Source organism: Metabacillus sp. KUDC1714, assembly GCF_014217835.1.
Taxonomy (GTDB): Bacteria; Bacillota; Bacilli; order Bacillales; family Bacillaceae; genus Metabacillus; species Metabacillus rhizosphaerae.
In genome coordinates, this window is the sequence record NZ_CP055263.1 from 3174423 (window position 1) to 3198682 (window position 24260).

Consider the following 24260-nt stretch of genomic DNA (forward strand, 5'->3'; position numbering starts at 1 on the left):
CAGGTGAGACTCATGCAGGCGTTTACGCCAAGGAGGCTCACCGCCCGCCCCGCGGAAAGCGAGCATCTCTCGCTGCAATCAACCACACCGCACTACTTGGTAAATAGCAACAAAGTTTGCGAAAACAGCCTTTATATATATGGATCTATTTTTGTACGAATCCTCTCTTGAATTGAAATAACCAACTGGAAGTTGTAATTTTAAGAATTGTTTTATTGGATAGACTTTTAGTTTCCTAACAATACGGAAATAGACATTTCTTAGATATTAAAGTATTCACTCAATTATTTCTTTATTTGTTTGTCTTCCCAAGGTTCAAATGAATATGGAATTCCAATCATTTTAGCGATCAAATCATCATAGGATACTAAATCTGTTTTCGACAACTCTTTTAAAGAGCGTTTGCCCATGGCTCTTAACGCCATTCTCATTTCTTCTATACTTGCTGTTAAGAATTTCTCTGCTGATTTTACCCCTTCTTCAATCTTAAATTGATCCTTATATTTGCCTTCATTCCAAACCACTTGTGTAGCTGGTTCAAATGGAAGTGCATTAAATATTTGATTGTGTGAGACAGTAAATAACATCGCAGAGCCTACATACACAGCATCAGCACCAAGTGCAAGCACTTTTAAAAAATGCCCAGGTACTAAAAGCCCTCCAGAGATAATTAAACTGATTTTCCCCTTCATGTTTCTCTTTTCTAGATGATTAACAGCTCGGACAACTGCATGTAATGTAGGGATTCCCATGTCATCAGATAAAATGGGTGCTGCTCCGAGAGTGGCTGCTTGGCCGCCGTCAATCGCAATATAATCAACATCCATGTCGATTAAATGATCAATATCTTCTTCAATTTTTCCACCTGCTCCTATTTTTGCACCAATGGGAACTCCACCTGTTAGATCCCGAAGATACTCAACAAGCTCTTTCAAATCTTTTAATGATTGTTCTTCAAAAAAGTTGTCAAAAATCACCGCATCTTCATTTTCTTTTAGTCCCATCACTTCACGAGCACGGCCTGTTAAATTCTTGGGGGAAATTCTCCCGCCTATTCCGAATATTGCGCCTTGTCCCAACTTAATTTCAATCATGTCGGCACGCTTAAAAAGTTCTTCTTCCTTTGCCCATTCTGTTTTGCCACATTGTAAAATAAATTTCCCTGCTTTGTCTAATTCTTCTGGTAAAACTCCACCTTCACCGGAATTAATTGCAGTTCCTACATTATTAGCTGCTTCTGCTAATGACAACTTCACTTCTTCACTAAGTGCGATCCCATAAGCCATCCCGCTGATCATAAGCGGAATATTTATTTTCATTGGTTTTTTTGCTTTTGGTCCAATGGTTACTTTTAAATTTACTTCTTCTTCGCCATTAATGGGAAATGGTGACGTTTGTGCAGGGATAAAGGTAATCGGATCTAAATGTGGCCATTTTTTTGAAGAGCCAAGTGGGCGATGAAGTACGTCACCTGTTTCTGCACGCAAGCTATTTTCAAGCATATTTTGAACGCCCATATGCCTAAGGCCTGGCATCAACTCAATAATATTTTCTTGATAACTGTCGGTTAGAATGATTTTTCCCATTTGTTTAACCATTCTTTTAATTATCCAACGCCAACCAACAAGTATGAATAAAATAAGGACAAATACTATTGAAATCATCACAAAAGACAAATAATATAAAATGTTCGGCATAATCACTTCTCCACTATTAAATAGATTAAACAGTTATTATTCCCATTATTACCAAAAGAGAAATAATTAACATTTGATATGAAATCATTCTAAGCTACATGGGGAATAGAAATACAAGAGGAATCGTATTGAAATTTCCTTTAAGGGAAAGACTACAAAAGATCTACAAATTTACAACCACTAACATTGATAGTTAACGTAGCTCCGTCCACTTTACTTCGTACATATTTTCTACGGCTTTAGATGCTACCAGCAAGTAAGAAGGAGAGCATTTTCATGAACTTATTAAATGATATCATTCACCGCCCCTTTCCATTACCTTCGAAAAAGTGGATTATGCGACAAACATGGAGTAACCTATTTTTTCTTCATTGGCCTATTCCACCTGAAGCACTACGTCCACATATACCTGCTCCTTTACAAATTGACACCTTTGATCACAATGCTTGGTTAGGAATTGTTGCATTTGTTATAGAGGGAATTTATCCTCGCGGGTTGTCATCTGTTTCACTAACCCCTAAATTTTTAGAAGTAAATGTAAGAACTTATGTTCAATATGATGGTAAACCTGGTGTCTATTTCATGTCTTTAGACGTCGAAAACTGGGCTTCTCGTACGATCGCAAAGAGATGGTATCGTTTGCCGTACTATCCCGCACGGATTTCTTTTCAAAACGAAGGTAAAACCATTCATTTCCAAAGTATCAGAAAAAGTACAACAAAAGCTCAAATAACATTCAGTGGATCGTTTAGACCTTCACAAGAAGTGAATTTTGCAAATACAGGAACCCTAGATCATTGGCTCACAGAGCGATACTGCTTATATAGTTTCGATAACAGAGGCAACACCTATTGTGGAGAAATACACCATCCTCCTTGGCCATTACAAAAAGCAGAAACTCAAATAGGAATGAATACACTTTTTTCTCCTTTTAATATTGATCTTAGTAATGTAAAACCGATTGCTCATTTTTCAAAAGGGTTCGATTCGCTAATATGGAATATTAGGAAGATACATATCTAAGTTGAGAATGGTATATTCGTTGTGAAGAAGGAAAAGATTAGTGTTATTCAACTATTTTTTCATTTGATTATATTTGATCTTGGGACTCCCTTGGTCATTAGTCATGGTAAGACGTGAAAGAATAACATATTAATTGGTACTTTAAAGAATAATAAAAAAAGATAATATCATTAAAAGGAGGAGCTTTATGGATAAGTATACGAAACAAGTGGCATTCTCTTTAGCTACATTAATACTACCTTGGCTAACTGTCCCTTTTATGGGGAAAAGAAATATTTTAAGGTTTTTACCCGTAGCAAGCTTTATCAATTTATTTTTAAGTGTGTTTTGTCTAATTAGTAATAGGAAAAAATGGTGGAAAACAAAAAATCCACTATCACCTGGTCCAGTAGATTTTACATATATATTAGGTCCTTATTTTGTAGCAACACTTTGGATCTTTAAATTAACATTTGGTAATTTTCCTAAGTACTTAATTACAAATATGGTATTAAATATTTTTAACGCTTTTCTTTTGCCTCCTATAGGAAGGAAATTTGGAATTATTAAATTTAAGCTGATGAAACATACTACTTGGTATTTTATATGTATATCCTTGTCAATTATTATCTATGGCTATCAGCATTTTGTGGAACAATCAATTAACAAAAATCAAGATGAGATTAAAAAAACGCTTTAGAGTAAGTTCCTTCATTTTTATGAAATAAAGGAAAATTAAACTACCTAGGCATATGACCGTAAAGAATCTCCTATTAATTTAAAACTTAATTTTAAAAAAGAACTTTAAGGGGGGAAGAAAAATGTGGTGAACCCCAAAGAAAGGTTATTGTGGAGTATTGCTCTTCCGGGATTTGGCCAATTATTAAATAAAAAGTATATAAAAGGTATTGTTTTTGTTTTTTTAGAGTTCTTGGTGAATGTCCAGGCAAATTTTAATGAAGTCATTATGTTAAGTTTTCAAGGGGATATTGAAAAGGCAATTATAAAGGCAGATTATCAGTGGTTAATGTTTTATCCATGTTTGTATTTTTTTGCAATGTGGGATGCGTATAAAGATGCAGGAGGAGAAAAAGATTGCTTTTCCTTTCTGCCATTTGTTTTTTCTGCATATTTCGTTACAGTTGGATGTATGTATTCTTCGAATTTTAAACTATTTGGAGTACTATTAGGTCCTGTTTGGCTTCCAATCATTGCTGTTATTCCTGGTGTGATGGTAGGCTTTCTCTTAAGAGGAATATTATTTAAAATAAATTTAGTAAGAAATAAAAATGTTTAGTTTGTGAAAGGCGCGATTGTTGAAGATATTAATAAAAATGATCAATGCTTTTGTGAACAAAATTTTACCAGCATGACCATTTTAAATCTTTAATATTAATATTATTATTAAGGACAAGTTAAATGATTATCTCATGTGGATATAATAGAGAACAGCTTACTTTTAAATATTCAAAGGGGGAAGATATCCCCATTAATCTTCGAAAATAAACTTTGTGTAAAATATCTATTAACACAACTAAATTTAAGTATTTAAAACGTCTTTATTCCTGATAGTAATGTGGTTTAGACGTTTTTTATTGTTTCGGAAGAAACTCCATATTCAATCCTTTTCTCTTCTTCCGCAACGGGCCATTATATTGAATAAGAGGTTGCACAAACTAGAAAAAACGGACAATAGCCAAACACTTGATATATAAGGGATTGATTCTTTGACTTTCTTCTTTAAATTGGTATTATGTTAACTAGATTTGTATATGTATTTATCTGTTTATCTTTGGAAACCATATTGATATTCAGAGACGTAAAGGAGATTATGGATGGACTCGATTTTTAAGAACTTAGATTTAAGTGCAAAGGGTCTGTGGCTTCCAATATCATTGGGGCTTATATTGTTATTGTATGCTCTTCTTATGCCGAAGAAAGAGATAAATTGGAGAGAGTTATATATTACAATTGGAGTAATTGGTTTATTAACTTGGATTAGTGATAACATATTTGCAGGAATTTTTGATTTAGTTGATTTTGGTCATCCTAAAATCTCAGGAATAGGTGAACTTATAACATACAGTTTCATTCCTTCATCACTTGCAGTTATTTATTTAAACTACTTAAATAGTTCGAATAAATGGAGATTAGTAATAATATTTATTGTCATTTCTGTACTAATTGAATGGGCAGTAGTAAGTGTAGGATACATGAAACTTAAAGAATGGAACCATATATTTAGCATTCCTATATTCTTTGTTGTGTATAGTTATTTCCTACCTTTTCATATTAGAATAATAAAATGTTATAAAGGTAAATAATTGCATTATAAAAGGATTTTCGATTGAAGATCTTTTTTTCAATACCTATAACATTGCTTATGTCTTCTTTAGAGGGTTGCTTTCCTTTAATGACGATCTACAGCTATCGGGCGCTTATCTTGAATAGGGATAAGCGCTTAACTTCCGTTTAAGGGCGATTTAGTTGAAAGGGATAGGGCTGGGAAATTGCTAAAACAATATGCTTAAAAAGTGAACATTGTTTGTTTTTTTATTTAACAAAAATAGTATTGAGCGCTCAAGATCATCTAATGGTTGAAGATATAATTTTACATAATTTCTATTTTAAATAAGTTAAATGCTATTCAAGTTGGATATAATAGTGAACAGTTTTGAAGAGAGGGAGGAAACTCTCTATTATTCTTGAAGATTTAACTTCGTGAAAATATCTTTTTTATGAACACCAGTAAGAGAAGACAATCAAAAGCAACCTGAATTCTCTTTCGAAAAGGATTCAGGTTGCTTTAATATATATAGAACTAATGATAATTGTATGTATCTCGATAATTATTTAATAAATTCAACAAAACTAGTAACACTATTTCGATTAAACCTTTGAGGTTTTTTAACAAGCCATAAGCTTCTTTTTATATTAATTCCTGAAATTTTCATTTCCTTCAAAAAGCCTAGCTCTAATTCTCTTGCAACGGTTAATCTTGAGAGAATACTTACTCCAAGGCCTGATTCTACCGCACTTTTTATTGCTTGGGTACTTCCGATCTCCATGTAGTTTTCAATTTTATCTAATACCCCATGCTCTTTTAAGGCGTTTTCGATAATTAGTCGTGTTCCTGATATGGATTCTCGCCAAATCATTCGTTCATTAGCCAATTCGTTAATATCTATTTCTGATTTTTCTCCCCAAGGGTGGTCTGCTGGATAAACGAGAATTAATTCATCATCAGCAAATTTAGTGACAGTGAATTTTTTATCTTCAACAATTCCTTCAACCAAGCCGATATCAATTACATCGTTCGCTAAATCCTCTAACACACTCGGAGTGTTTTTTATAGTTAATGTTACGTTAATTTCAGGTGTCAATTTTTTAAAACGACCTAGTAAATTTGGTAAAAGGAATTCGCCTATTGTCAGTGATGCACCTACCCTAATGTTAGAATTGTACTCGCCTGTAGCCTGCAAGATCACTTCTTTGGATCGGTTAAAGTCGTTAATAATCGCTTTTGCGAAAGGATAAAGCATTTTCCCTGTTTCTGTAACAATTAATTTTCCTTCTGTTCGATCAAATAAAAGGGTCCCATAAAGATTCTCAAGCTGCCGAATCTGTCTTGTTACAGCAGGCTGGGAAACAAAACTTAATCTTGCTGCTTGGCTAATACTCCCCTCATCAACTACTAAACAAAACGTTTTCAAACTATCGATGTTCAAGGAAACTCCTCCCTACAAAGTTATCGTACCTATTATTCGTATAATACAATATTACCATATGTCCATATCAGAAGAACTCCAAAGGAAGTATAACGATCTGTTATAACCTATGCATTTGTTGCAATATCCCTTCTTAAGAAAGCGTGATATCGTATAGATAAGATAAAAAAATAATTAAAAATTCATCAAGGTCATTGGTAGAAATATTGAAAAAAGGGATGGAGAATTTTATGAAGGAAGAAACAAAAAAATTATTTCAAATCTTTTGGACCTTCTTAAAAATTGGTCCAGTTACCTTTGGTGGAGGGTATGCGATGATTCCACTTATTGAAAGAGAAGTAGTGGATAAAAAGAAATGGATAAATCATGCGGATGTAACCGACGTTTTTGCGATTGCGGAATCAATTCCTGGGGCAATTGCCATAAATTCTTCAACATTTATAGGCTATCGAATAGGAGGGATTAGGGGTGCCATTGCAGCATTATTAGGAGTGTTTTTACCAACCTTCCTTATTGTTGTTGTACTTAGTATTGTTTTTCTCCAGATCCAGAACAACCCTAAAATAGAAGCGGCCTTTCAGGCGATTCGTGCTTCGATTGTTGCCTTGATTGTATATGCAGGTTATATGATTGGTAAAACGGCGATCATTGATAAAACAACATTAGTTATTTCGGTTGGTTCTATGGCGATTCTGTTTTTCCTTCATCTCCATCCGGTATTAATCATCTTCTCTGGTATTATTCTAGGTATTCTACTTGTTAACGTTAAGCGGAAACTGGGTTACTCAGTAAAGATAAAAAAGGAAAAGAGTACACCTGCACAGCAATTAGAATGCTATATGGGAGATGGAATTTAACATGATCTTATTTGAACTATTTTGGATGTTCTTATTAATTGGTTTTGTCTCATTTGGTGGAGGGTATGCGATGATCCCTGTCATTGAGATGGAGGTTATCAATAAAGGCTGGATGACGACACAACAGTTTACAGATGTTATCGCAATTGCGGGGATGTCGCCTGGGCCAATTGCCACTAATAGTGCGATATTTGTAGGGTACCAGATTAATGGGATCACAGGTGCAATCGCAGCTGGATTAGGTATGGTGATCCCTTCCTTGTTGCTTGTTATAATCATTGCAACCTTTTTCTATCGAATTAGTAAAAATAAGCATGTTGAATCTGCATTTTATGGATTACGTCCAATTATTACAGGCCTTATTGGTTATGCAGCGATTAAATTTGCAATCAGCAATCATTTATTAGATTCTTTTTCTTGGTATTCAGGTAGCTTACTAGCTATATTCGCATTGTCATTATTTTCTTTAATAAAGCTTCGTTTGCATCCTGCGTTAGTCATTGTAATGTCAGGTGTACTGGGAGCTGCGATTTATTCATAGTAAAAAGGAGGCTAATCTTGGATTGGGCTCTTTTTCTGTATAAGGAACGATTTACTCTTGAATCAGAAAAAAGCTTAACATAAAATCTGGAAATTCTGACCAAACAAAATTTATATAATAATCGTTTAAAAATGAGGGATAAGATGATTTTTCCTACAACATCCGATTTTGAATATGTATGTAAGTTATTATTCGATACGTTTAAAATTCCAGTAAAATTTATAGAGCATAATGGTTCTATAGTTCAAAATTACACAAGTACATCGACCTCTAATCCATTACATTCTGATTGGGATATAATTGAATGGAGCAAATTAGAAAGTGTTCAAGTGAATTTTCCTATTCTTCAAGAAAATGAATACCTAGAAAATTTCATACTAATGCCTATCCAAACCAGCGATAAAATGATAGGAACATTCATTATTGGTCCCACATTAATTAGGAACCTATCACAAGAGACAATCACTGGGTTGTTAAATGATTTTTCAAAAGTAATTGGAAAACAAGAACTCACCATATATTATGACCGTTTACAAAAGGTAAGCAGGGGCCAGCTATTGAATATTGGTAAATTACTCTACTTCCTAGTATTTAATGAAAGAATAGACATAGCAGTTATTGTTGATCAGAACCGAATGTTTATGAAAGATACCTTAATTAGTAACCCACCTGAGTTAGAAATTTCTAAACGCAGGGAGAATCAAGCATTTCATCCTCCCGAATATTACGAAATAGAGCTCATGCAATGTATTAGAGATGGTCGAAAAGAAGATCTACTTAAAAAGTTAACAGAAACAACTGTAGGGGAGACAGGTATATTAGCTAGAAATAGTTATTTAAGAAGTCAAAAAAATTTATCTATATGTGGAATAACTTTGGCCACCAGAGCAGCTATTGAAGGAGGACTAGAGTGGGATCTAGCTCGAACCTTAAGTGATGTTTTTATTCAAAATATAGAAGACGCCACAGACGTTGAAAGTGTTAGAAGAGTAAGAAACGAATCTATGTATGATTTTGCAGAACGTGTTCTACAAAGTAACAAAAATAAATATTCAGAAATGATCAATCAATGCTTCCGCTTTATTTATAAGAATGTATATGATCATATCAGCGTTTCTCAAATTGCAGAATCTATTGGAATAAGTCCTGTCCATCTATCTGCTTGTTTTAAGAAAGAAGTAGGACAAACTCTTTCAAGATATATACAAGAGGAAAAAGTAGAAGAATCTAAAAAACTAATTGTACTAACTGATTATTCATTCCTAGAAATTTGTACTTTACTTAATTTTAATGATCAAAGCTACTTTACAAAAGTATTTAAAAAGATAACGGGACTAACCCCAAAACAATACAAAGATAGAGGGAGGTTAATATAATAATGGCAAGGTTTTAAGAACAATTTAAAGATACGGTCTTGTCCCGAAATGACTTTCGGGACAAGACCGTATCTTTTTCTTTGACCAAAAGTAAATCAACATTAGAAGGTATTTGTAACAAAAAATATATTATTGCTTAAAACTAGTAAATTATTTTTAAAAAGAATAAAAAAACACCAATGTTAATAAAAAAGTACCAAACGTTTAAGATAAAAGAATATAAACTGTAAACATGAAAACGCTTAATATTTAATTTGAATGGGGATACAAATTGAATAGGTGAACTAAGTCAATCTTATATCTAGAAGTATTTGAATGAAAAAAATTACTGTAGTTACTTACGGACTAATAAGTAATGGATTCACCTAACTCTTCATTCTTACCTCTATTCAAAGTAAGCGTAATTATGAATTCTGAGATCTATTAAGGTGAAATTAAAAGGAGGTAATAAAATGAGCATACAACACGCTAATGTCGTAGAACAAGTTCAATTGAATGAACAAAACCAAAAAGCTGGTTTGAAACTGTCGATCCAATATGCAATGGGTAACTTTGGTCTTAATCTTTTCTTTATGGTCATTGCTTCTTATTTACTTTATTTCTATACAGATGTGTTTGGCATTTCCGCAGCTGCGGCGGGTACATTATTTTTAGTTACTCGCTTAATTGATGCTGTTACTGATGTCGCTGCGGGTGTAGTTGTTGATGCTACGGAAAGTAAGTGGGGGAAATTTAGACCATATATTTTATATGGTGCAGTTCCACTAGCTATATCAGGTGTATTGTGTTTCACTGTTCCTAATTTTAGTGATACAGGGATGCTTATCTATGCTTATGCTACTTATATTTTCTTCGGATTAATGTACACAATCGTCAACATCCCTTATAGCTCGATGATGACTGTCATTTCACAGGATTATCAAGAAAGATCTACAATTTCTTCTATTAAAGTAGTTTTCGGAACTGTTTCGACATTAGTAGCCACAAGTGCAACATTACCGTTAGTTAAAATGTTTCCATCAGAAAAGACTGGTTTTTTAGTTGTTTCTGGGATGTTTGCGGTCATAGCAATTATTACATTACTCATCACTTTTTTTGGAACGAAAGGAATAGAGAAAAGGGAACAGAAAAAAGAAAAAGTAAACAGTGAACAGTCTTCGTTTAAAACAAAGGTTAAAGTAGTAGGAACGAATGCTCCATTGTTAATTATTTTAATCTTCATTGTTACAAATACGATGTCTTTTACCATTCAAAATGGAGCAATGCTATTTTTCTTTAAATATAATTATGGAAATGTCGGGATGTTTGCGATTTATTCCTTAGTAACATTATCAATTACATCATTGTTTGTTGTCTTTAGTCCATTTTTTGTCAAGCTAATGGGAAAAAGAAATTTAGCTATTGTAAGTCAATTAATATCAGCAATCGGATTATTAGGGTTATATTTCTTCCATTCTAGTAATATGTCGATTTTCTTATTTGGTGGAATTTTCTCAATTGGAATGGGATTATCAAGACCATTACTATGGGCAATGGTCCCTGACACTGTGGAGTACGGAGAATGGAAAACTGGTCTTAGAGCTGAAGGATTAATCTATTCTTCATTCATTTTCACACAAAAAGTTGGAATGGCGGTAGGTGGTGCTCTATCTGGAATTATTTTAGCTTCGACTGGATATGTTGCAAATGCAACTCAAACTCCAGAAGCGTTACATGGAATCTTGTTCTCAGTCACGATTGTACCAGTTATAGCTTCAGTGATTGGCATGATAGCTATGGCCTTTCATAAATTAGACAGTGACAAATATGCTAGCATTGTTGCAGAGATTGCAGCAAGAAAATCCTAGGGAAATACGAATTTAGGAGAGTTAATATGAAAAAACAACCGAACATTATTATTTTTAATCCTGACCAATGGAGAGGAGATGTCATGGGGCATCTAGGCAATCAAGCAGCAGTCACTCCTAATCTTGATTCATTAGTAGAAACAGATGGAGTCTCTTTTGAAAATGCTTTTTGTCAAAATCCTGTTTGTACACCAAGTAGATGTTCTTTCATGAGTGGATGGTATCCACATGTGAAAGGAAACAGGACGATTTTCCATATGATGCAACAAGAAGATCCAGTACTATTACGTACGCTTAAACAAAAAGGATATCACGTATGGTGGGGCGGCAAAAATGATTTAATTTCAAACGACGCAGATTTTTCAGAATATTGCGATGAGAAATACGAACCTGAACAAGGAATGAAAATGACATCAGCGAAGCTTAATGATGATTGGCGTGGAGATTCAGGATCTCCTGACTATTATTCTTTTTATGGTGGTAAGCTAGAAGCGGGGCATGGATTACAAGGCTTTGCAGATTATGATTGGGGATACATTCATGGTGCTATAGAACGTATCAAAAATGCTCCAAAAGATAAACCGTTATGTATTTATCTTCCCTTAATGTATCCACATCCTCCATACGTAGTTGAGGAGCCATGGTTTAGTATGATAGATCGCGAAAAGCTTCCTGATAGAGTAAAACCACCTGAAAACTTTGAAGGTAAGCCAAGCATGCTAAAAGGAATTGCAGATATACAAAATATGGAGTCATGGTCAGAAGAACAATGGGATGAACTTAGGGCCACATATTATGGAATGTGCGCACGAGTAGACCATCAATTTGGAATGATTATGGACGCTCTAAAGGATGCTGGTTTATACGATGATACAGCAGTGTTTTTCTTCTCGGATCATGGAGATTATACTGGTGATTTTAATATCGTAGAAAAAAACCAAAATACATTCGAGGATAGTTTAGCGGGAGTACCATTTGTCGTAAAACTACCTTCAACATATGAGGTAAAATCCGGTGTTAGGGATGCACTAGTAGAACTAATTGACCTTCCTGCAACAATAGAGGATCTTTTGGATATTGAACCAGAACACACCCATTTTGGAAAGTCACTTCTTCCTATTATCGCTGGTAAAGTAAATGAACATCGTGATGCTGTATTCTGTCAAGGTGGAAGATTACATGGAGAGACCCATTGTATGGAATTAGAAGCCACCGATCAACAACAACCTGGGGCATTATACTATCCAAGATTGAAAATGCAACGTAGTGAAGGACCAGAACATACGAAAGCAATTATGATTAGAACAAAAGACTATAAGTATGTAAAACGATTATATGAAGAAGATGAATTCTATGATTTAAAAGAAGATCCAAATGAAGTGTATAATCGTATTAATGATCCTAAATACTCGGAGATTTTATCAAAACTAAAAGAACGGTTGTTAACTTTTTATGTAGAAACATCTGATGTTGTTCGTCATAAACCAGATGCTAGGTTTTAGAACCTTCTAATAGCTTGGAATAGGATTAAATCACCAGTTGCAATCCGGTTTTAAAAAAACATGTTGAAAATTAAATCAAATTAGCTTATGATGAATTTATCACAAATTAAATATTCAGGTTTGTTACTGTTTAATCAGGCAAGGCCTAAAGCTGCGTAATAATTACGTTAGTTTTAGGCCTTTTTTATTTAGAAAGGAAGAGAAACATGCTTGGTAAATTAATCGGTAAAAAAGGTATAGAGGAAGTTTTTGTTTCCCCAATTCAAGGGGAAATTATAAAAATTGAGGATTCATCAGATGAAGTTTTTGCTACAAAAATGCTTGGGGACGGTATTGCGATAATACCTACTGAAGGGAAAGTAGTTTCACCTGTCGAAGGAAAAATTACTCAAATCTTCCCAACAAAGCATGCAATCGGTATAGAAACAACTAATGATTTGGAAATACTAATTCATATAGGGCTAGATACTGTTTTTATGCAAGGAGAAGGATTTACAGCTCATATAGAGGTTAATGACGTCGTAAAACCTGGTGATCTCTTAATGACATTTGATTTAGAATTGGTTAAAGAGAAAGCTACTAGTATAATCACACCAATGGTTGTTGTAAATAGTGATAAAGTGAAGAAATTAGATAAATTTTATAATGAATCGGCAATTTCAGGAAAAACGAATGTTTTGATAGCAAAGATAAAGTAGCAGGATGAATTTATTAAGTAAGGAAAGGATGGGCGATATTGCGAATCAATAAAATCCTTAATATAAACTCCATAGTCATTAAAGAAGATGGTGTTGAAAAGATCGTCATGGGATCTGGTATAGCATTTCAAAAAAGTAAAAATGATCTTGTGGACCAAAGTAAAATTGAAAAAATATTTATCCTAAAGGAAGAAAATAAGAAATTTCAAGAACTATTACAATCTGTTCCTGAAAGTCACATCACCTTAGCAGAAGATATTATTTCTTATGCAGAGGAAAAGTTAGAAATAAAATTAAATGATCATATTCATATAGCATTAACAGATCATTTGTCTTTTGCTCTTGAGAGAGAAAAGAAAGGAATTCCAATTAGGAATAGATTAGTGAATGAAATCAAAAATCTCTATCATCAAGAGTATGAAATTGCTATTTGGGGTATCGAGCATGTGAAAAATGAATTAGGAATCTCTCTTCCAATAGATGAAGCTGCATTCATAGCACTTCATATTCATACTGCAAAAATGAATCTAACGAATATAGGATCATCTATTAAAAAGACAATGATTATCCAAGATATGATTGATATTATTTCAAGTCATTTAAGTATTGATATAGATAGGGAGAGTATGGACTATCAGCGCCTATTAACACATTTACATTTTGCATTAGCTAGGCTAGAAGACAACAAACCCTTTCATGATATGGATAAAGATATGTTAGATGTCATTAAGACAAAATATAGTGAAAGTTTTGAATGCGCTTTATCAGTAGAGAGTTTCCTAAATGCAGAGCATAGTATGAGCTTCCCTGAATCAGAAATTGGATATATTACGTTACACATCCAAAGAATATATGACAAGAACTATCAGCATTAACAAAAAAACAATTAAATACAGGATTGTTACTGTTAAATCAGGCAAGGCCTAAAACGGATAAAGGAAAACTATTTCTTGTCGTTTTAGGCTTTTTCTTTTTAAAAGTAAGGAGTGATAAATAAATGAATGCCATTCAAATATCTGATGAAATTGTGAAGAAAATGGGTGGGAAGGAAAACATTGAAGAAATATTACTATGTGCTTCAAGAATTCGATTAAAAGCGAATGACTTGAGCATCGTTCATTTGGATGAATTAAAAAAGATAGAGAAGATTTATGGAGCGATCATTCGCTCTGAGTGGATTGAATTAATTCTTGGTAAAGATGTGTCTATGCAGGTTCATAAAGAATTAAACCTTGCAATAGATACTTCAAATAATAATAAAGAAAAAGAAAGGGGAAAAGGTATGTTTAATCATATGTTTAGTAAATTTCAAAAGTTTGGGAAAGCCATCATGTTACCAATTGCTGTGCTTCCTGCAGCAGGTCTTCTTCTAGGGATTGGAGGGGCATTTTCAAATCCCAATACAATTGCTATGTATCCATTTTTAGATCTAGTATGGTTACAAGCAATCTTTACGATAATGAGTTCAGCAGGACAAGTGATTTTTTCAAACTTACCAATAATATTTGCAATAGGAATTGCGGTTGGATTAGCTAAGACTGACAAAGGCGTAGCCGGTCTAGCTGCACTTTTATCCTATCTCGTTATGAATGCTACTTTAAATGCTGTATTAAAGATATCCGGAAAAATAGCAGAAACGAATTTAGGTGATGCTGGACAAGCAATGATTTTAGGAATACAAACACTACAAACAGGAGTATTCGGAGGAGTATTATCAGGTCTATTGACTTACACTTTACACAAAAAATTCGGTAAGGTTCAGTTACCACAATTTTTAGGGTTTTTCAGTGGATCACGTTTTATTCCGATCATTACGTCTGTTATTTCAGTGCTTTTAGGGATTGCATTGTTTTATATTTGGCCTCCAATCCAAACAGGTATTGCAGGTTTAGGTGATTTAGTTGATAAAACAGGTTACTTTGGGTCATTTATTTTTGGATTTATTCTTAAGTTATTAGGACCACTTGGTTTACACCATATTTTCTATTTACCATTCTGGCAAACAGGTCTTGGAGGAACATTAACAGTTGATGGTAATGTGATTCAAGGAGCTCAGAACATTTTCTTTGAGCAACTTGGTGATCCAAATGTAGAACAGTTCGATACAGTTGTAGCAAGGTTTATGGGCGGAAAATATTTAACAATGATGTTTGGATTAATGGGTGCTGCACTAGCAATGTATCATACAGCAAAGCCTGAAAATAAAAAGAAAGTGGGCGGTCTTCTTTTCACAGCTGCATTAACTTCTTTCTTAACAGGTATTACAGAACCTCTAGAATTTTTATTCTTATTTATTGCACCAACTTTATTTGTCATCCATGCAGCATTCTGGGGACTGGCTTACATGACAGCTCATATTTTTAACTTAACAATTGGAATGACCTTTTCAGCTGGATTAATTGATTTCACATTGTTTGGAATTCTACAGGGTAATGATAAAACAAATTGGATATTAGTACCGGTTATCGGGTTGGTTTTCTTTGTTCTATATTATGTGATTTTTAGAACATTAATAGTGAAGTTTAATTATAAAACACCAGGTCGTGAAGATGAAATAGAAGAAGCTTCAGTAGATATTAATGGTAACGAAAGAGGGGTTTCAATTCTTTCTGCTCTAGGTGGAAAAGCAAATGTTAGTGAAGTTGATAACTGTGCTACTCGTTTACGTGTTACGGTAAATAATGCTGAGATGGTATCTGAGAATGACCTTAAGAAAACAGGCGCAAAAGGTGTAGTCATTAGAGGGAACGGTGTACAAGTCATTTATGGTCCACATGTTTCGATAATAAAAACTGAGATTGAGGAAATTATGGAGACTACCTCTGCTTCTTAAAATTTGTCAAAAGGGCTGCTCTTGAAATAAATGAACAAATAGACAGCCTGTCTTTTTTGAAATGATAAATAGATTTTGATAGGATGGTGTATAAAATGAAAAAACCAAATATATTATTTTTAATATCACATGATACAGGGAGATACCTTGGCTGCTATGACAGACCAGTAAAATCGCCAGAAATTGATCGTTTAGCTTCATCAGGAGTACGCTTTGATCAAGCATTTTGCCCAACTCCAACATGTAGTCCGAGTAGGGGGAGTATTCTGACAGGTCTTTATCCACATAATAATGGGTTAATTGGCCTGGCACATTATGAGTTTGGTATTAACGAAAATGTTTCTACATTACCAATGGCACTCCAACAAAGTGGATATGAGACAACCCTTATTGGATTTAGCCATGAAACAATCGGACATACTGAAAGAGGCACATATAGTTCAAATACCAAATTAGGATATCAACGATATGAAAAAATCGAAGGCTCGAGAGCACCACAAGTTGCAGATAAATCAATCGAGTATTTAAAGGAAAAGAGTAAGGATTCTAGTAAACCATTTTTTGCGAATATTGGTTTTTGGGAAACACATCGTACATTTGATGAGTATGAACCATTTGCTGATGAAATAGAGGAAGTGACTGTTCCAGAGTATCTCCCTGATACCGAAAAGGTTCGAAAAGAAATTGCCATGATGAATGGATCAGTCAAAGTTTTGGACGAAGCAATCGGACGGATCATAAACACCCTTAAAGAAACAGGATTAGATGAGAATACGATTCTTATTTATACAACTGACCATGGTATTGCATTCCCTAGAGCAAAAGGGACGATGAAAGAGGCAGGATTAGAAACAGCGCTTATTTTCTATAGTCCGAAGCTATTTGGTGAAAACGTCACAACCAATGAACTTATATGTAACATTGATTTAATGCCAACCATTTTAGATTTAGCAGGCTTACCTATTCCTGAAAACTTAGACGGTAAGAGCTTTGCACCATTTTTGTTAAAAGAGACGGAAGCAACAGAACGTAATGAATTCTTTTTTGAATTAACCTGGCATGATAACTATCATCCGATGAGGGGAGTTCGTACAAAAAAATATAAATATGTTAGAAATTTTGAAGATGGTCCTGAAATTTATTTACCAATGGACATTCATAAAAGTCCTTCTGGTGAAGAGGTCCGTCAAAAATTCTATGTTCCAAATGCCAAAGAAGAGCTTTATGATTTGGAGAAAGATCCGTTAGAAGAAACGAATCTTATTGAAAATCCACATTATGCTTCGATTGTTGAAGAGCTTCGAGCTAAGGTTAATCATTGGATGGAAAAAACAAATGATCCTCTACTTAATGGTCGAGTACCTGGTGTAGCTTCTAAAAGCTGGGCTCTAGAAGCTGAAAAGGGAAATGCCTATATAGGTAGAAGGTAAAGTTAGAGCTTATTACAAAGTAGATGAACCGCTCGATTAATAATGACAATCGAATGTCTAATACAAAGGGGGTACCGAAAATATAGCTTTCGGTACCCTCTTTTTTATATAGGAAAAGCCAGCATAGAGAAAAAACTATTATAAAAACCCCCTGCAATGGAGGCAGATACAATATTTCAAATCTATTGACCCTTTTAAAAATTGGTCCAGTTCCTTTCGATGGAGGGTATGCCCATGATCCCTGTCATTGAGATGGAGGTTATCGATAAAGGTTGGATGACGACTCAACAGCATTACGTCCAATTATTACAGGCCTTATTGGTTATGCAGCGATTAAATTTGCAATCAGCAATCACCTATTAGATTCTTTTTCTGGGTATTCAGGTAGCTTATTAGCTATATTCGCATTGTCTCTATTTTCTTTAATAAAGCTTAGGATTCATCCTGCATTAGTTATAGTGATGTCAGGTGTTTTGGGAGCTGCGATTTATTCATAATAAAGAATATAGCTAGTTTGAGTTAGTTGTGAAGAAAAAGTAAGAACGTAATTTAAAATAAGATAACGAATAAGTTGACAAGGATTTTATTATTTAGTGAAGCAAAAAGTCTCTTTTAATTCAACAATCGAGCAATTATATGTAGTATACCAGTGCGTAGTATTTAACGTTAATAGCGTTAAATACTACGCACTTTTTGTTTCTTTATTTACAACATATATTTAGTAGATAAATATAATAAACATCGTTTTCATAGAAAGAGTACAAAAATACATCACTATTGTATTTGGAGGTGATGTTAATGAAAGTGCAAGAGGTTTTAATTAGTGACAGAAAGAGATATCTGCTTATTGATGGAGACCGAAAAACGCTAAAAGCTATTCAAAAAAAAATTAAATAACCTTCTTATACGTAACCTGTATGGAAAAAGGCAATCCACAAAGAATGGATTTCTCTTTTTATCGTATAGGAAATTAAAATTCTTGAACTGTGGATAAGCGCACGACATCCAGCTCCAGCGCCTAGCCCCTCTAGGGTCTAGCTAATTTAGAATTGAAGGCAAAGAACGCCTTCTATTCTAAATCGTCTTATTTGCCTGAGGCTGATCAAGGCGCTTGCGCTTTTGTTCATTCCTAATTTCTTTACAATTTTCAACTGTTTTTTACAAAACTCGGGTTTTTCCTTAATAATTTACATTTAATATTTAATCTATTAATAGATTTAAAAATACATAGATGGGGAGAGATAAGGTATGACTGGTCAAAATTCTAATAATGGCTTTAACAGAAGAGATTTCTTAAAAGCGGGAGGAATGAGCGCGCTTGCCATTACACTTGGTTCGACTGGAGTAATAGGACTCGGTTCAAAAGCATTTGCGGATGCTACTGATAATCCAACCAGCGGATTTGGTGGGTATGGAGATTTAGTTCCAGATCCAAATGGTATTCTTGATCTTCCAAAAGGCTTTCATTACAAAATTATTTCCAGAGAAGGCAACCTGATGACAGACGGAACCAATATCCCTGGTGCTTTTGATGGAATGGCAGCTTTTGAAGGACCGAAAAATACGACCATTCTTGTTCGTAATCATGAATTATCGGCAGGTCCTGCATTTGGAAGCAATCCTTATGATGCGAATGCTCAAGGTGGTACAACGGCTCTAGTTGTAGGTGCAAATCGTGAAGTGATCAAAGAATATGTTACCTCTTCAGGTACAATCCGAAATTGTGCTGGTGGAGCGACACCTTGGGGTACTTGGTTAACTTGTGAAGAAACACGTTCCGCAACACACGGATATGTATTTGAAGTAGATCCACAGCAGCCGGAAAACGAATTGTCCAAAACTCCAATCAAGGAAATGGGGCGTTTCTCTCACGAGGCTTGTGCCATCGACCCTTCGACAGGATATGTATACTTAACCGAGGATTCAAGCCCAAGTTACCTTTACCGTTTTATTCCAAATGACTTGAGCCAAAAACCAGGTTCGTTACAAAAAGGCGGCAAGCTTTATGCAGCGGCAATTGAAGCAGTAACTGATCCATCAGCAAGTACATTTAAAACAGGACAAACATTTAAGCTTGTTTGGAAGGAACTAGATCCTCATTTATGCCGTGAGGACGCTAAAGCACAAAACTGCATCGAATTCAGTAGACTAGAGGGAGCGTTCTTCCAAGAGGGTGTTTTCTGGTTCGATGACACCTCTGCTGGGGACAAAAAACTTGGACGTGTTTATCGTTATGTTCCTCATACTAATACATTGGAGCTTTTCTATGAGGGAAATGATGCACGGGAAATGGAATATCCGGATAATATCTGCTGTACTCCATGGGGTGACCTTTGGTATGCAGAAGATGGTTCAGGCCAAGATCGCATTATGGGAATTACCCCAGAAGGCAAAGTTTATCCTTTTGCCGCTAATCGCCTAAGTGGCTCTGAATTGTGTGGCCCAATCTTCTCACCAGATGGAAACACACTTTTTGTCAATATTCAAAGCCCAGGCAAAACCTTTGCTATTTGGGGACCGTTCCAACGTAGAAACTCTGCGCGCGCAAGGGAAATGTCCTATGCTGCTCCTGCGAATCTTGCACCGCAAGTTTCGGAAAAAGTAGCTAAGGCTGCCGAGGCGCAAGGTATGTCCGTTCTAGAAGCAGCAGCATTTGAGCGACACGGAGTAAAAATGATTTAAATTGTTTTACAGGATACCATAAAAAAGATGTAAGCTAACACTTTGTATGGTTTACATCTTTTTTTACATTTATGGAAGGAGCTTATATAGTGGTTTTAGTTTGTAAACAACATGTTCATAAAGCCTTAAAAATAATTTTTCTTCCACATATTCAATCTATCTCAGATGATAATAAATTACTTGAAGAGGTAAAATGCCAAGTTTGTGGTAAACAGGCAGATTATAAATTATATAATTTTATACCACAAAGAAAAAGAGCTATCTAAACAATGGAGGTTATGTAAATGTTACAGAATATAGGGATACCTGGTTTAATTATTGTTCTTGTCATTGCATTAATTATTTTTGGCCCATCCAAGCTACCTGAAATTGGTCGTGCATTTGGATCTACTTTAAGAGAGTTTAAAAAATCAACACGTGAGTTGGTATCAGATGATGAGTCAAACAAAGACAAAGACGAAACACAAAAAAGAAAAGTAGTTTAATAATTTGAGATATTAGAAGATGTAGGTAACTTCCATGCTTTCATCTTCTTTTTTTAGAGGAGTAAGTTAACAGAAAGATAAGCGCACGACATCCAGCTCCAGCGCCTAGCACCTCTAGGGTCTAGCTAATTTAGAATTGAAGGCAAAGAACGCCTTCTATTCTAAATCACCTTATTTGCCAGAAGCTAATCAAGGCACTTCCGCTTTTGTTCTTAATCGCCACCCCCGCCACAGCTTGAGCAGGAACTACCGGACGAGCAAGAACTACAAGAGCTAGCCGACCCGCAACTTGTACAACTTGATGAACTGTCGCTGCTAATTTTCATGTAACTTTCAAATTCATCGTAATGAAAATAAGAAACAGATAAGAAAGGAACGAGCATTGTGTTATAATTTTCCTGACTTTTGCTTTTTTTCATTTTTTCTAGTATTACGCTTTTTTCATAATCTTTTATCTTATTTGCAGTTTTTTTCATGGAAGAGATAAGCGAGAGTACAGTAGTAATATATTTGGTATCACTATTAAAATATATATCTATAAGTTCATTTTCTGGTAAATTTTTAAACTCATCAATGATATCCGGGTGTACAGGGTACCTGAAAAACCCCTTATAAAGATGGATATTCTCTTTTCTTATGTGAAAAAGTTCAGCATACACCCAATCAAAAAATCCTCGCAAATCAGGATCAGGCACTACATTTACATTTGGACTGTGATGAAGAATTGTCCCTAGATATTTCTTCGAAAAATCATCATACTCACGGGTGAACATGAGCATTTGATGCCACAGTTCATCGACTTTCTGGCTAAACATTGGAGACTCTTTTAATAGAGAAGTCAAAATAAAATAACGTTTTAAATCTAATAGACGCCACTTGTACTCATTTTCTTTTAACTTATTCTCTCTCCTTACCCTTTCTTCTACGTTTTCCATATAACTATTACTTAGAGACTGCTCCAGGTCATCACTTAGTTTTTTTAACCCTTTAATTGGTTTTATCTCTAATGATATTGGAGATAAACTAAATTTAAATGAGAGTTTTTTGCGTAAAAATAATATAAACCAAATAACTACTGCAAGCAGGAGTAACCATTCCATCTAATCTCCCTCATTCCTATTAGAACATTTTAATAGCTTTTAATCTAAAAATAGTATAGCTGTTGTTTTAACTACAGAAAACAAAAGAGTATCCCGTAATATTAAACCCTTCACTAAAACGATACTTTCTTCATTACTATTACGAATTTCATTGTGAAAGGTTCCATATTTTACATTTTTTTCAATTTTCACTATTCAACTCCCTGGCTGGTTAGTATAATAAGTTCCAAATAAAAAGCGTACCTTTCAGCAAAAAGCCAAGGGGTACACTTTTGTGTGCAGTATTTTGCAAAGTGAGGTAATACCTTAAAGTTTAATGAATTTATTTTCCCATCAAATGTACTTGTGCGAGCCATCACAGTTGGGCATCTTTTGTGATCGTCCACAAGTGCAATCATTTAATCCCTTACCATTTAGAATTTTCTCCATACATTTTTCAATCCTTGACACTCGAGTTTTGGATTGTTTGGGCTGAGAAAAATGAAGAATGTAGGCTCTTTGCCGTCCAGGTGTCAAGCTTTCAAAAGCTGTTTTCAAGGCAGGGATTTCATCGAATTTATTTTGAAGTTCTTCAGGAATGATGATTTCTTCTGTTTTCTTTTTAAAATTCACTTCCAAACCGGCTTTTTCAACTTCAATGGCTTCATGAATATAGGCTTTCAAGATTGGTTCCATTTCAACTATTTCTTGAACATTGGTGAACCGAATCTGGCGCGCCGCCTGTACATTTTCCGTTTGTTGGATTAGAATCCCATGGGCATCCTTTAACAAAGCACCTTTGTGAAACAGAAGCGCACAATATTCTTTAAATCCGTGTATTAAAACGATGTTTTTTTTCTCAAACGTATAACAAGGATGCATCCATTTAAATTCTTCGGTCAGCTCACAGTCAAGAACGATCTTTCTCAACTTTTCAGATTCTTCCTTCCACTTTTCGGCTTTACTTAAATATTCGTCAACCTTAGGATTCATTCTACTATTTGTCATCAAGGAACACCCCTTTTAATTTTTCGATCAGCTGACAGTCAAGAATGATCATTCTCGGGTTTCTCCAATTCTTTCTGTCACTTTTTTGCTTTATTTGAATATTCATCAACCTTTTTTAAAAGGTAAGAAAGTATAGTTTTGTACTTAGTTTTGGTGTCTAGCTCCAGCGCCTAGCCCCTCGAGGTACCTGAGGCTGATCAAGGCGCTTGCGCTTTTCATTATGCTACATAATTAATCAGTCATAGCCCCCACAGAGGTACTATTTTTGTACTTCTTCGGAGTGATTCCAGTATATTTTTTGAAGACCTTAGTAAAATAACTTTGGTCATGAAAGTTTAACATGGTGGAAATTTTCAATAAGGAATAGTCAGTAAATGTTAATAACGACTTTGCTTCATCTATTTTCGTACGTTGAATATATTCAGCTATTGAAATACCAACTTCTTTTTTGAATAGAGAGGATAAATAATTAGGATGCATATCTACAATTATAGCCAGGCTTGTAAGTGTAATATCCTCGTAAAGGTGGGTAAAGATATAATTTAAACACATATTAATTGGTTTTGAATATTTTTGTTGTTTATTTTTTCGTACTCGCTCAGCAAAATCACTTAAAGCTTGTTCCAAAAATGCATCAACTGTTTTAAAATCAGTTAATTCCTCTAAGTCTTGAATATATAAGTCGCTTAATGTATAGGCAATTTCATGATGAAGACCACCTTCCATTGCTGCGCGGGTAGCTAAAGTGATAGCTGAAATCCCCAGGTTTTTTTTACTTCGCAAATGACTTTTTTTAGATAATACCCCCATTTCACCATGTTCTGGACTTAACTTAAAGATTTTTAAAAATTCATCTTTTCTACCTTCTTTTATACATAGAAAGATCTTTTTTTCATACATGAAATCATGGTGAAACGACACATTTTCACGTCTCTGTGAGATGCTAATATGTGGATCTGTTATGTTTAAATTTTGGCCTTCAACTGATTTGTTTTTAAGAATAATATCTGCTGGATCTAGTGCTTCTTGATAGATCATATAATAAAGCTGCATACTAATGGTGATAAATTTGATTGTAGATACCCGTGGAAGTGATTGATAATATTGAATTAACTCCTCACGTAAATCCTTTCGATCTGACAGATCATAAACAAGTGAACTTAGCCTTTCATTTATAAGTTCTGTTGGAAGAGTTGGGCCAACAATAATTATCCCTTTGTATTGATTTTTATCATTTATATGAATTAAAAAATAGTTTTCATAGAACTGTGTTGTTCCTAATAACGGAAATGTAAATAGATCTAGATCCTTAGATAAGTGAAATTGTTTCAACAAATCCTGTAGAGACTTGTTGAAAGGATTCCTCCTATTAGAAGTTGTATATTCAAACTCCACTTCTTCATCTTCATTTAGGTAAATGACAGACATGTTATTGGCTTCATAAATTAGTTTGCAAATATACTGTAAATCCTGTAATTTCATTGCCATCTCCTCA

General features: G+C 34.4%; 23 protein-coding genes. 17 read left to right on the plus strand and 6 right to left on the minus strand.

Annotated features, from left to right (window positions below; genetic code table 11):
* Nucleotides 1-284 precede the first annotated feature (284 nt).
* Nucleotides 285-1697, minus strand: a complete 1413-nt coding sequence (locus tag HUW50_RS14965; RefSeq protein ID WP_066324102.1) for an FMN-binding glutamate synthase family protein — start codon at nt 1695-1697, stop codon at nt 285-287.
* A gap of 276 nt (nt 1698-1973) precedes the next feature.
* Between HUW50_RS14965 and HUW50_RS14970 the strand changes: the two genes are divergently transcribed.
* The 4 genes from HUW50_RS14970 to HUW50_RS14985 all read left to right on the plus strand — a co-directional run bounded on the left by HUW50_RS14970 (nt 1974) and on the right by HUW50_RS14985 (nt 5023).
* Nucleotides 1974-2720 (plus strand): YqjF family protein, encoded by a 747-nt coding sequence (locus HUW50_RS14970; RefSeq protein WP_083964405.1) that lies wholly within the window; start codon nt 1974-1976, stop codon nt 2718-2720.
* A 187-nt stretch (nt 2721-2907) separates the two neighbouring features.
* Nucleotides 2908-3399 (plus strand): hypothetical protein, encoded by a 492-nt coding sequence (locus HUW50_RS14975; protein ID WP_066324107.1) that lies wholly within the window; start codon nt 2908-2910, stop codon nt 3397-3399.
* A gap of 126 nt (nt 3400-3525) precedes the next feature.
* On the plus strand, nt 3526-3996 hold the full coding sequence (locus HUW50_RS14980) for a hypothetical protein (RefSeq protein ID WP_157094284.1): 471 nt from the start codon (nt 3526-3528) through the stop codon (nt 3994-3996).
* 538 nt (nt 3997-4534) lie between these two features.
* Nucleotides 4535-5023, plus strand: a complete 489-nt coding sequence (locus HUW50_RS14985) for a hypothetical protein (protein WP_066324109.1) — start codon at nt 4535-4537, stop codon at nt 5021-5023.
* Nucleotides 5024-5548: 525 nt separating this feature from the next.
* On the opposite strand, the gene HUW50_RS14990 is transcribed toward HUW50_RS14985, so the two are convergent.
* Entirely contained in the window at nt 5549-6427 is an 879-nt protein-coding gene (locus tag HUW50_RS14990; RefSeq protein WP_066324116.1) for a LysR family transcriptional regulator, read from the minus strand.
* 230 nt (nt 6428-6657) lie between these two features.
* Between HUW50_RS14990 and HUW50_RS14995 the strand changes: the two genes are divergently transcribed.
* The 13 genes from HUW50_RS14995 (at nt 6658) to HUW50_RS15055 (ending at nt 20678) form a co-directional block, all read left to right on the plus strand.
* On the plus strand, nt 6658-7284 hold the full coding sequence (locus HUW50_RS14995) for a chromate transporter (RefSeq protein WP_066324119.1): 627 nt from the start codon (nt 6658-6660) through the stop codon (nt 7282-7284).
* A gap of 1 nt (nt 7285) precedes the next feature.
* On the plus strand, nt 7286-7825 hold the full coding sequence (locus HUW50_RS15000; protein ID WP_083964406.1) for a chromate transporter: 540 nt from the start codon (nt 7286-7288) through the stop codon (nt 7823-7825).
* A 143-nt stretch (nt 7826-7968) separates the two neighbouring features.
* Nucleotides 7969-9201 carry an AraC family transcriptional regulator gene (locus HUW50_RS15005; RefSeq protein ID WP_066324120.1) on the plus strand — a complete coding sequence of 411 codons (1233 nt, stop codon included), beginning with the start codon at nt 7969-7971 and terminating at the stop codon, nt 9199-9201.
* Between the two features lie 452 nt (nt 9202-9653).
* Complete coding sequence (locus tag HUW50_RS15010; protein WP_066324128.1) at nt 9654-11048, plus strand: glycoside-pentoside-hexuronide (GPH):cation symporter; 1395 nt, start codon at nt 9654-9656, stop codon at nt 11046-11048.
* Between the two features lie 26 nt (nt 11049-11074).
* Complete coding sequence (locus HUW50_RS15015; RefSeq protein WP_066324129.1) at nt 11075-12550, plus strand: sulfatase family protein; 1476 nt, start codon at nt 11075-11077, stop codon at nt 12548-12550.
* A 206-nt stretch (nt 12551-12756) separates the two neighbouring features.
* On the plus strand, nt 12757-13248 hold the full coding sequence (locus tag HUW50_RS15020) for a PTS sugar transporter subunit IIA (protein WP_066324131.1): 492 nt from the start codon (nt 12757-12759) through the stop codon (nt 13246-13248).
* A gap of 38 nt (nt 13249-13286) precedes the next feature.
* On the plus strand, nt 13287-14123 hold the full coding sequence (locus HUW50_RS15025; RefSeq protein WP_185652991.1) for a PRD domain-containing protein: 837 nt from the start codon (nt 13287-13289) through the stop codon (nt 14121-14123).
* 122 nt (nt 14124-14245) lie between these two features.
* A complete protein-coding gene (locus HUW50_RS15030) occupies nt 14246-16081 on the plus strand; it encodes a PTS transporter subunit EIIC (protein ID WP_185652992.1) in 1836 nt (611 codons plus the stop codon).
* Nucleotides 16082-16176: 95 nt separating this feature from the next.
* Complete coding sequence (locus HUW50_RS15035) at nt 16177-17511, plus strand: sulfatase family protein (protein WP_185652993.1); 1335 nt, start codon at nt 16177-16179, stop codon at nt 17509-17511.
* 272 nt (nt 17512-17783) lie between these two features.
* Nucleotides 17784-18008: a hypothetical protein gene (locus tag HUW50_RS15040; RefSeq protein WP_066324146.1), complete on the plus strand. Its 225-nt coding sequence runs from the start codon at nt 17784-17786 to the stop codon at nt 18006-18008.
* A 751-nt stretch (nt 18009-18759) separates the two neighbouring features.
* Nucleotides 18760-20193, plus strand: a complete 1434-nt coding sequence (locus HUW50_RS15045; protein WP_066324149.1) for an alkaline phosphatase PhoX — start codon at nt 18760-18762, stop codon at nt 20191-20193.
* A gap of 89 nt (nt 20194-20282) precedes the next feature.
* The gene (locus HUW50_RS15050) at nt 20283-20459 is read left to right on the plus strand and encodes a hypothetical protein (protein WP_185652994.1); all 177 of its coding nucleotides are present in this window, start codon (nt 20283-20285) and stop codon (nt 20457-20459) included.
* Nucleotides 20460-20477: 18 nt separating this feature from the next.
* Nucleotides 20478-20678 (plus strand): twin-arginine translocase TatA/TatE family subunit, encoded by a 201-nt coding sequence (locus tag HUW50_RS15055; protein WP_066324154.1) that lies wholly within the window; start codon nt 20478-20480, stop codon nt 20676-20678.
* A gap of 212 nt (nt 20679-20890) precedes the next feature.
* Here the strand turns inward: HUW50_RS15055 and HUW50_RS15060 are convergent, their stop codons facing one another.
* The 4 genes from HUW50_RS15060 to HUW50_RS15075 all read right to left on the minus strand — a co-directional run bounded on the left by HUW50_RS15060 (nt 20891) and on the right by HUW50_RS15075 (nt 24247).
* Nucleotides 20891-21778, minus strand: a complete 888-nt coding sequence (locus tag HUW50_RS15060) for a glycine-rich domain-containing protein (RefSeq protein WP_066324159.1) — start codon at nt 21776-21778, stop codon at nt 20891-20893.
* Between the two features lie 39 nt (nt 21779-21817).
* On the minus strand, nt 21818-21970 hold the full coding sequence (locus HUW50_RS15065; RefSeq protein ID WP_157094266.1) for a hypothetical protein: 153 nt from the start codon (nt 21968-21970) through the stop codon (nt 21818-21820).
* Nucleotides 21971-22111: 141 nt separating this feature from the next.
* The gene (locus HUW50_RS15070; protein ID WP_066324170.1) at nt 22112-22765 is read right to left on the minus strand and encodes a DUF1801 domain-containing protein; all 654 of its coding nucleotides are present in this window, start codon (nt 22763-22765) and stop codon (nt 22112-22114) included.
* A 231-nt stretch (nt 22766-22996) separates the two neighbouring features.
* On the minus strand, nt 22997-24247 hold the full coding sequence (locus tag HUW50_RS15075; RefSeq protein ID WP_396652533.1) for a helix-turn-helix domain-containing protein: 1251 nt from the start codon (nt 24245-24247) through the stop codon (nt 22997-22999).
* Nucleotides 24248-24260: the final 13 nt, after the last annotated feature.

Bases quoted from the DNA above. Each gene is read 5' to 3' on its own strand.
- HUW50_RS15020 (WP_066324131.1), top strand. From the start codon at position 12,757: ATGCTTGGTAAATTAATCGGTAAAAAAGGTATAGAGGAAGTTTTTGTT.
- HUW50_RS15000 (WP_083964406.1), top strand. From the start codon at position 7,286: ATGATCTTATTTGAACTATTTTGGATGTTCTTATTAATTGGTTTTGTC.
- HUW50_RS15030 (WP_185652992.1), top strand. From the start codon at position 14,246: ATGAATGCCATTCAAATATCTGATGAAATTGTGAAGAAAATGGGTGGG.
- HUW50_RS14975 (WP_066324107.1), top strand. From the start codon at position 2,908: ATGGATAAGTATACGAAACAAGTGGCATTCTCTTTAGCTACATTAATA.
- HUW50_RS15045 (WP_066324149.1), top strand. From the start codon at position 18,760: ATGACTGGTCAAAATTCTAATAATGGCTTTAACAGAAGAGATTTCTTA.
- HUW50_RS14970 (WP_083964405.1), top strand. From the start codon at position 1,974: ATGAACTTATTAAATGATATCATTCACCGCCCCTTTCCATTACCTTCG.
- HUW50_RS14995 (WP_066324119.1), top strand. From the start codon at position 6,658: ATGAAGGAAGAAACAAAAAAATTATTTCAAATCTTTTGGACCTTCTTA.
- HUW50_RS15035 (WP_185652993.1), top strand. From the start codon at position 16,177: ATGAAAAAACCAAATATATTATTTTTAATATCACATGATACAGGGAGA.
- HUW50_RS15010 (WP_066324128.1), top strand. From the start codon at position 9,654: ATGAGCATACAACACGCTAATGTCGTAGAACAAGTTCAATTGAATGAA.
- HUW50_RS14965 (WP_066324102.1), bottom strand. From the start codon at position 1,697: ATGCCGAACATTTTATATTATTTGTCTTTTGTGATGATTTCAATAGTA.
- HUW50_RS15060 (WP_066324159.1), bottom strand. From the start codon at position 21,778: ATGGAATGGTTACTCCTGCTTGCAGTAGTTATTTGGTTTATATTATTT.
- HUW50_RS15075 (WP_396652533.1), bottom strand. From the start codon at position 24,247: ATGAAATTACAGGATTTACAGTATATTTGCAAACTAATTTATGAAGCC.
- HUW50_RS15005 (WP_066324120.1), top strand. From the start codon at position 7,969: ATGATTTTTCCTACAACATCCGATTTTGAATATGTATGTAAGTTATTA.
- HUW50_RS14985 (WP_066324109.1), top strand. From the start codon at position 4,535: ATGGACTCGATTTTTAAGAACTTAGATTTAAGTGCAAAGGGTCTGTGG.
- HUW50_RS15055 (WP_066324154.1), top strand. From the start codon at position 20,478: ATGTTACAGAATATAGGGATACCTGGTTTAATTATTGTTCTTGTCATT.
- HUW50_RS15015 (WP_066324129.1), top strand. From the start codon at position 11,075: ATGAAAAAACAACCGAACATTATTATTTTTAATCCTGACCAATGGAGA.
- HUW50_RS15070 (WP_066324170.1), bottom strand. From the start codon at position 22,765: ATGACAAATAGTAGAATGAATCCTAAGGTTGACGAATATTTAAGTAAA.